Raw genomic sequence first — 6564 nt, 5'->3', positions numbered from 1 at the left:
TTCAAAATTTAGTAGAAATTTTCATTTATCAAATGATCCGCATTAAATTTATAAAATTTATAGATCAAAATCTTAAATTTACACTTTTGGTAATAAAAATTTAAAAGCGAGTGTAGTAGCGTTGCTGGCTGTCGCTTTTAGTAACGCTTAAAGGCGCGCGCTATCGGGCTTGATGAGCCATTTTTGACAAGTTTGATAACGCACTTTTGGGTTAAACAAGATCGATCGGCTTGGGCAGAAAGTTCGGTTGATATAAATGTGATAAGTTGGCTTTTAAAATGTTGAGAAGATATAGGATTTATTGGCAATGCCCTAATGGCACGTGTTAATAAAAAATGGGGGGGGCGTAGGAGTTACGGTTGATAAGCGCTTACTAAATTTGACCATAAATAGAAATTTGCGCCTAAATTTAAACATTTTTGGAGCCAAATCCTACTAGTAAATTTGTATCTTGAGTTAAATTTAAAGAGTAAAAACAGAGTTAATTATAAATTTGGGCTGTTAGAAAAATGGTTGCCTTTAGCTGGTGGCAGTGTTTTAAGGGCTAGCGATAATGGAGTTGGTTGATTGCTCTGCTCTAATTAAATTTAACGAAAAAACTTAGCAGCATGAAAATTTACGATGAAATTTAGTCGTATCGGACTTAAATCTAAAATTTTACTAGCAAATTTTTAGCCAAATTTACACTTGCTTCGAAATTTACTCAGCAATCAGCTTGATCTAAAAGCGCCTTTAGATAGTAGTTTGCCTTTTTAAAGATATAGAAATTTGTTTGCTTTGTATCTTTTAACTAGGCGATAAAGCGTGCCTAAATTTACGAAAATGTAAATTTAGTAGCGATCGTTTTGGTTTCATAGATAAATTCTAGCGCCAGTTGTTATTTCTGATAAGTGATATTTAGCGCCTTAGGGCAGGTTGATTAGACTAACTATGGATCAAATTTAAGCCACAAGATGATTTTGATTAAAAACAGCAAATGATCAAATTTAGCCCCCAAACGAGGGCTAAATTTATATAAATTCTACAAAGATTGCAAAATTTTTGGTTTAGAAAATGCAGTGATCGGCTTGATCTCGCCTTTGTATTTTTCTAAATTTACAAGGATCGTGTGTCCGCAGTTGCTTTGAGCGATGCTAGATGTGCCTTTGTCACGAGTTAGGACATTTACGCAACCATGCTTGCAAAGGCTCTTTTCGCCTAGCACTTCAGGATCGTACCACGCACCCTCGCAGATGGCGATGACGTGCTCTGGGATGATGTCAGTGACAAGCGCGCCGACCAAAATTTCGCCCCTGTCGTTAAATACTCTCACCACGTCGCCAGTTGCGATGCCTTTTGCTTTGGCGTCATTTACGTTTATGAGCATTGGCTCTCTTGCGCATACTTCAGCGTAGTTTCTGATTATTGAGTTATTTAGCTGTGAGTGGAGGCGGTATCTTGAGTGCGGGGTTGTGACGCTAAATGGATACTTTTTGGCTTTTTCGCTGCCAAGCCACTCAAATGGCTCGATCCAAGCAACGTGTGGCGCAAAGTCTTTGTAGCCAAATTTAGCGATAGTTGGAGAGTAGAGCTCTATCTTGCCAGATGGCGTGCCTAGGCGGTTTTTGTGAGGATTTTCTCTAAAAGCGCTAAGTCTTGTGTAGTATCTGCTAGCTTCGTCATCTTGCTCAAATCTAACATATCCCTCTTTCCAAAACTCATCAAAGCTTGGCATCTTGACATTTATGCCTTTAGCTTGCTCAGCCGCGTCTGCGTAAAATTCTTTCGCCCAGCCAAGCTCATCTTTGCCCTCTGTAAAGACCTCTTCTCTGCCCCAGCGTTTGCAGATTTGTGAGCAGATCCAGTAGTCACTCCTACTCTCGCCCATAGGCTCTACGACAGGCTTGTAAGCCACGATGTACTCGTTTGTAGGCACGCTTTGGTTGATGTCATTTCTCTCGACTTCAAGGGCTACTGGCAAGACTATGTCGCTTAGTTTTGCTGTGCTTGTCCAAAATGGCTCAGCTGTTATTACGGTGTCAAATTTACGCCACGCTTTTACGGCGTTATTTACATCCTGATGCCTTGTAAACATCGATCCAGACGCCATGTAAGCCACTCTCATGTGTGGGAGTTTGATTTTTGAGCCGTCATAGTCTATCTCTTTGCCAGGGTTTTGCAAAGCCTCGATCGATCTTGAAGATGGGATGGTGACGTTTTTAAATTTCTTCCAAGGAGCGCCATCTACATTGTCGTATTTCTCGCTTATGCTAGTGCTGATGCCTTTTAGTGACGGAGCGATCTTGTCTGTAGCGCCATTTGAGTGGTAGAGGTTAAACTCAAAGCCAAGTCCCTCTTTGCCGATCTGACCTAACATCGCGCTAAGTGTTACGATACCCCAAAAGCTCATCTCGCCGTGATCTTGTCTTTGAAGTGATCTGCCTGCGATGATGACGCTTGGCTCTTTTGCAAGTGCTGTTGCAAATTTAGCGATATCTTCGGCTTTTACGCCACAAATTTTGCTCGCCCAGTTGATATCTTTGACCACTTTGTCGGTTGTGCCAAGTAGATAGTCTTTAAATTTATTAAAGCCAACTGTGTATTTTTTGATAAATTCCTCGTCATAAAGCTTGTTTTCATATAGATAGTGGCACATGCCAAGCATCATTGCTACGTCGGTATTTGGACGAACGATGATAGCTTCAGAGTCAAGGTATCTTGTGGTGTCGTTTTTAAAGACGCAAACGCTATAAGTTTTTATGCCTGCCTCTTTTATCTTTTTGATGCCAAGATAGCCATCATGTGTTGGTGGCTGCCATGAAATTTGATCAGTTACAAGTGGGTCAGTGCCCCAAAATACAACGTTTTTAGCGTTTTTAGCGATAGCCTCCCACTTTGTCGGCGCGTCATAAACGGCGCTGTTGCCTAGGACGTGAAGCATGATAACAAGGCCAGCACCCGTTGAGTAGTCGCCGCTCTCTTCTACATATCCGCCAAGCACTTTTAGCATCCTGTGACCAACAGTCCTACCCCAGCTGATCTTACCGCTGCCGCCCCACCAGTAGCACTCGCCGTAGATCGCTTCGCTGCCGTATTTCTCGTGGGCTTCTTTTAACGCCTTGGCGGCAAGATCAAGCGCGACGTCCCAACTAACGCGCACGAATTCCTCTTTGCCTCGCAGTTCGGATTTAGCCGCGCCCTTGGCTTTTAGATAGCTTTTGCGCACCATCGGATACAGCACGCGAGCCTCGTTTTGCACGGAATCAGGCAGGCTGTAATTCATCGTATTAGGAAATTTATCGCCCTCGAAATCGCTAACGGAAACTATCTGATTTGAGTTGGTATTTGCCCAAAAAAGCCCGAATCTGTTCGCGCCGAATACCTTTTTGTTATCGAAAATCGTCTGCGTAACGCCTTCTATCCTGCTAGCCTGCGCAGCCGTAGCCGCCAATGCCGAAAATTTGATGAAATCTCGTCTTTTCATCGGTTTCTCCCTTATTTTAATTCTCGCAGGAGCAAGCCCCCGCGCCTTGCGCTTGCAGTCGCGAAGTCGCAGACCCAAGCAAAGCCAAATCGCCGATATTTGCGGCACCGGCGCGATTTGGCGACTCGTTTTCCGTTATTTACTTTTAAAACTATATTTTATTAGCGGCGCTCGCTTTTTTTGTAACGCGGCTCTTTAGCGAGCAAGATGCCGCAAATTTAAGCCGCTAGCGTTAAATTTGTCGCCGTAAAACATAAAATCCAAATTTAAAGAACAAACGTCGCTAAATTTTACATTTTAAGCGACAGGCAAATTTGATCCGCGCAAAGCCCTATTCTACCGCTTTTGCGTTATGCTGCAGGTATTTTACTATCAAATTTAGCTCCGTCTCCTCCAGCGCGACGTAGTTCGTATCGATCATCGACTGCAAATTTGCCGGCCATTGAGCCGCCGTAAAGCTATTTGGCTCGTGCAAGCGGTGACACGCCGAGCAGGTCTCCTCGTACTTTTGCTGAGCTTGTTTGTATAGCGCGTTTGCGTCGCTACCCAGCGCGTCCGCGGCGACTTCGTACATGCCCTCGACCTCATACCAAAGCTCGCCGTAGTCGTCCTCGACCTCTTTTATTTTCTTAAAGTTCGCCTCGCTTTCGACATCAAAAACCGTGAAAATCTCGGCGTTTTTGACGCTTCGCTGTATCTGAGCTAGGTAGTTTGCCGAAACCGCGCCTTTTACCTTGATTTTGGCTTTTGCGCCCTCTTTAGAAACAACCTCAACCGGCGTCAAAACCTCGATCTTGCCGACTTTTTTACCGTCTAGCGATATGTCGGTCGTCTTTGTTAAAACCTCGGCGTTTAAGCTTATCGCCGCCGCACAGGCCGCGACCAAAACGAATTTAAAACTTTTCATCGCACTTCCTTAAGAAAAATTATTAATGTAATTTTATAAATTTGCTGCTTAAAATTACATCGCTATATTTTATTACGAAGCGGATTTTGTATATTAAAAATGATAAAATTTGAAGCAAGAAAGCGGCAAACCTAGCCAATTTAAAATTTGCTCAAATTTACCGCGAGAGCAAAGCCGCACAAACGGCGGCTAAATTTAAAGAGCGATCAGTGCTTTTTAAGCCCCATCGCAGCGACGTCTAACGCGATTTGCTCGTTATTTATCGTGACTAGTCCGCGCTCTAAAATTTTGCTTGCGATCGTATGCGCTTCATCAAGCGAATGCATCTTATACGTGCCGCACTGGTACTTGTTAAGCTCGGGGATGTCTTCTTGGTTTTTGACGCCTAGGATATCCTTCATCGACGCCGTCCACGCGGCCTTGACCGCCTCCTCGCTCGGCACGCCGATCACGCTCATATAAAAGCCCGTCCTGCAGCCCATCGGCGAGATGTCGATAATCTCGGTCCCTTCGCCGTTTAGGTGGTCACGCATAAAGCCCGCAAATAGGTGCTCTAGCGTATGGATGCCTTTTTCTGGCAAAATTTCCTCGTTTGGCTTGCAAAAACGCAAATCAAACACGCTTATATCATCGCCTTTTGGCGTTTTCATCGTCTTTGCCAAGCGCACTCCAGGCGCGTTCATCCTCACGTGATCGACGCAAAAACTATCTAGTAGAGGCATACTTTCTCCTTATTTTTAACATAAATTCGGCGTGATTTTAGCTAAATTTGCTAAATTTTAGCTCAAATTTGAGTTGATTAAAAGCCCGCATTTGCTCGGTTAGCTATTAAGCGGTCTTGATAAAATTTGCGCAGCCGCCACGCGCCAAAATCGCCTTAATGCTCTAGTACGACAAAGTCAAATTTGATACAAAAAAGAGTTAAATTTGAAAGAAAAATCGGGCAAAAGGCCCGACTAGAAGTATTAAATTTTAAGCAAAATGAGGTTTGATCTGCTCTATCCAAGCGCTGATTCTAGGCTCGGTTTTTTCGCTTTCGTTATCGGCGTCAAGCGGCAGGCCGACGAATTTACCGTCTCTTACGGCTTCCGATTCGTCAAATTTATATCCGTCCACGGACACTGCGCCTACGACGTTTGCGCCCGCTTTTACGACCTCATCGTAAAGCTTGCCCATCGCGCCGCAAAAGCTATCCGCATAGCTCTCGGCATCGCCCGTACCAAATATCGCAACCGTCTTACCGCTAAGCTTTAGCCCGCCGAAATCAAACGCGTCCCAGTCGTCTTGAAGATCGCCCGTACCCCAGGTCGAAACGCCCAAAATCAGCTTGTCAAAGCCGTTTAGCTTAGCCGCGTCGCAGTTTGCTACGTTTAAAAGCTCGTTTTCTAGCCCCAAATTCTCGGCTAAAAAGCTCGCCGCCTCCTCAGTATTTCCCATACTGCTTCCAAAAATGATACCTATCATTTAAATTTCCTTTAAAAAATATGATGACTTATCGTGTAGGGCACCAGTCGCAGCGATCCGCCGCATCCGCACTCCCGTTTAACCTCGATGTAGCGCGAGAAATTCGCATTTCTCGGAGCTACGATGAACATCCTGTCAAACTCCCCGCCGCTAAGCGCCTCAAAGCCTCTAGCGATCTCGCAGTTAGCCAGATGAAACCGCTCTTTGGTTATCTCCTTAAAGCACGGCATAACGCCGAAAAGCTTGCGCCCGCCCTGCTCGGCAAAGATAATCCCGTCTTGAAAATAAACGTTTTTATCAAAATGTTTGGCGCGTATTTTATCATAAACAAACTGAGAAAACATTATGTCCGCGTCAAAACATATTCCGTTTTGGGATTTTAGCATGAGGATTAGCTTGGCGGCTGGGTGTTTGGGGGAGACGGCTAGCGGCGGAACGGCGTCGAATTTGCCCGTTTTATAGGCGCAGATGACGGCGTTTGAGGCGATACAAAAGCTTGAAATTTTACTTCGGCTAGGATTTTTAAACTCGCATAGATCCTCTATGCGCTTTAAAAAAATTTCCTCCAAATTTAAGCCCGAATACGCATAAATAAGAGGAATTTTTAGCTCGCGACCTGCGCAACAGTTGTATAAATTTATAAAAATTCGGGCTTTATTTACCGCATCAAGCCCTGAAAAAATACTTGGAGTTATTTCTCCAATACCTGATAAAAAGCCGAATTTCATCT

Annotated in this window: 5 protein-coding genes; all 5 read right to left on the bottom strand. The window is 44.2% G+C overall.

Annotated elements, in window-relative coordinates; genetic code table 11:
* Positions 1-1021: 1021 nt before the first annotated feature.
* The 5 genes from RWM02_RS03100 to RWM02_RS03080 all read right to left on the bottom strand — a co-directional run bounded on the left by RWM02_RS03100 (position 1022) and on the right by RWM02_RS03080 (position 6562).
* On the bottom strand, positions 1022-3463 hold the full coding sequence (locus tag RWM02_RS03100; RefSeq protein ID WP_314069057.1) for a molybdopterin-dependent oxidoreductase: 2442 nt from the start codon (positions 3461-3463) through the stop codon (positions 1022-1024).
* Positions 3464-3794: 331 nt separating this feature from the next.
* A complete protein-coding gene (locus tag RWM02_RS03095) occupies positions 3795-4370 on the bottom strand; it encodes a hypothetical protein (RefSeq protein ID WP_314069056.1) in 576 nt (191 codons plus the stop codon).
* Positions 4371-4576: 206 nt separating this feature from the next.
* Positions 4577-5092 carry an S-ribosylhomocysteine lyase gene (gene luxS / locus RWM02_RS03090; protein ID WP_314069055.1) on the bottom strand — a complete coding sequence of 172 codons (516 nt, stop codon included), beginning with the start codon at positions 5090-5092 and terminating at the stop codon, positions 4577-4579.
* Positions 5093-5342: 250 nt separating this feature from the next.
* Positions 5343-5834, bottom strand: coding sequence for a flavodoxin FldA (gene fldA, locus RWM02_RS03085; protein WP_009492535.1), 492 nt, complete (start codon positions 5832-5834; stop codon positions 5343-5345).
* A gap of 11 nt (positions 5835-5845) precedes the next feature.
* A complete protein-coding gene (locus tag RWM02_RS03080; protein ID WP_314069054.1) occupies positions 5846-6562 on the bottom strand; it encodes a hypothetical protein in 717 nt (238 codons plus the stop codon).
* Positions 6563-6564: the final 2 nt, after the last annotated feature.

It is taken from the genome of Campylobacter showae (assembly GCF_963515975.1).
Lineage (GTDB): Bacteria > Campylobacterota > Campylobacteria > Campylobacterales > Campylobacteraceae > Campylobacter_A > Campylobacter_A showae_F.
Note: the sequence above shows the minus strand (reverse complement) of the source record. Positions and strands in the feature narration are given on the sequence as shown.

Bases quoted from the DNA above. Each gene is read 5' to 3' on its own strand.
- RWM02_RS03095 (WP_314069056.1), bottom strand. From the start codon at position 4,370: ATGAAAAGTTTTAAATTCGTTTTGGTCGCGGCCTGTGCGGCGGCGATA.
- RWM02_RS03080 (WP_314069054.1), bottom strand. From the start codon at position 6,562: ATGAAATTCGGCTTTTTATCAGGTATTGGAGAAATAACTCCAAGTATT.
- RWM02_RS03100 (WP_314069057.1), bottom strand. From the start codon at position 3,463: ATGAAAAGACGAGATTTCATCAAATTTTCGGCATTGGCGGCTACGGCT.
- fldA (WP_009492535.1), bottom strand. From the start codon at position 5,834: ATGATAGGTATCATTTTTGGAAGCAGTATGGGAAATACTGAGGAGGCG.
- luxS (WP_314069055.1), bottom strand. From the start codon at position 5,092: ATGCCTCTACTAGATAGTTTTTGCGTCGATCACGTGAGGATGAACGCG.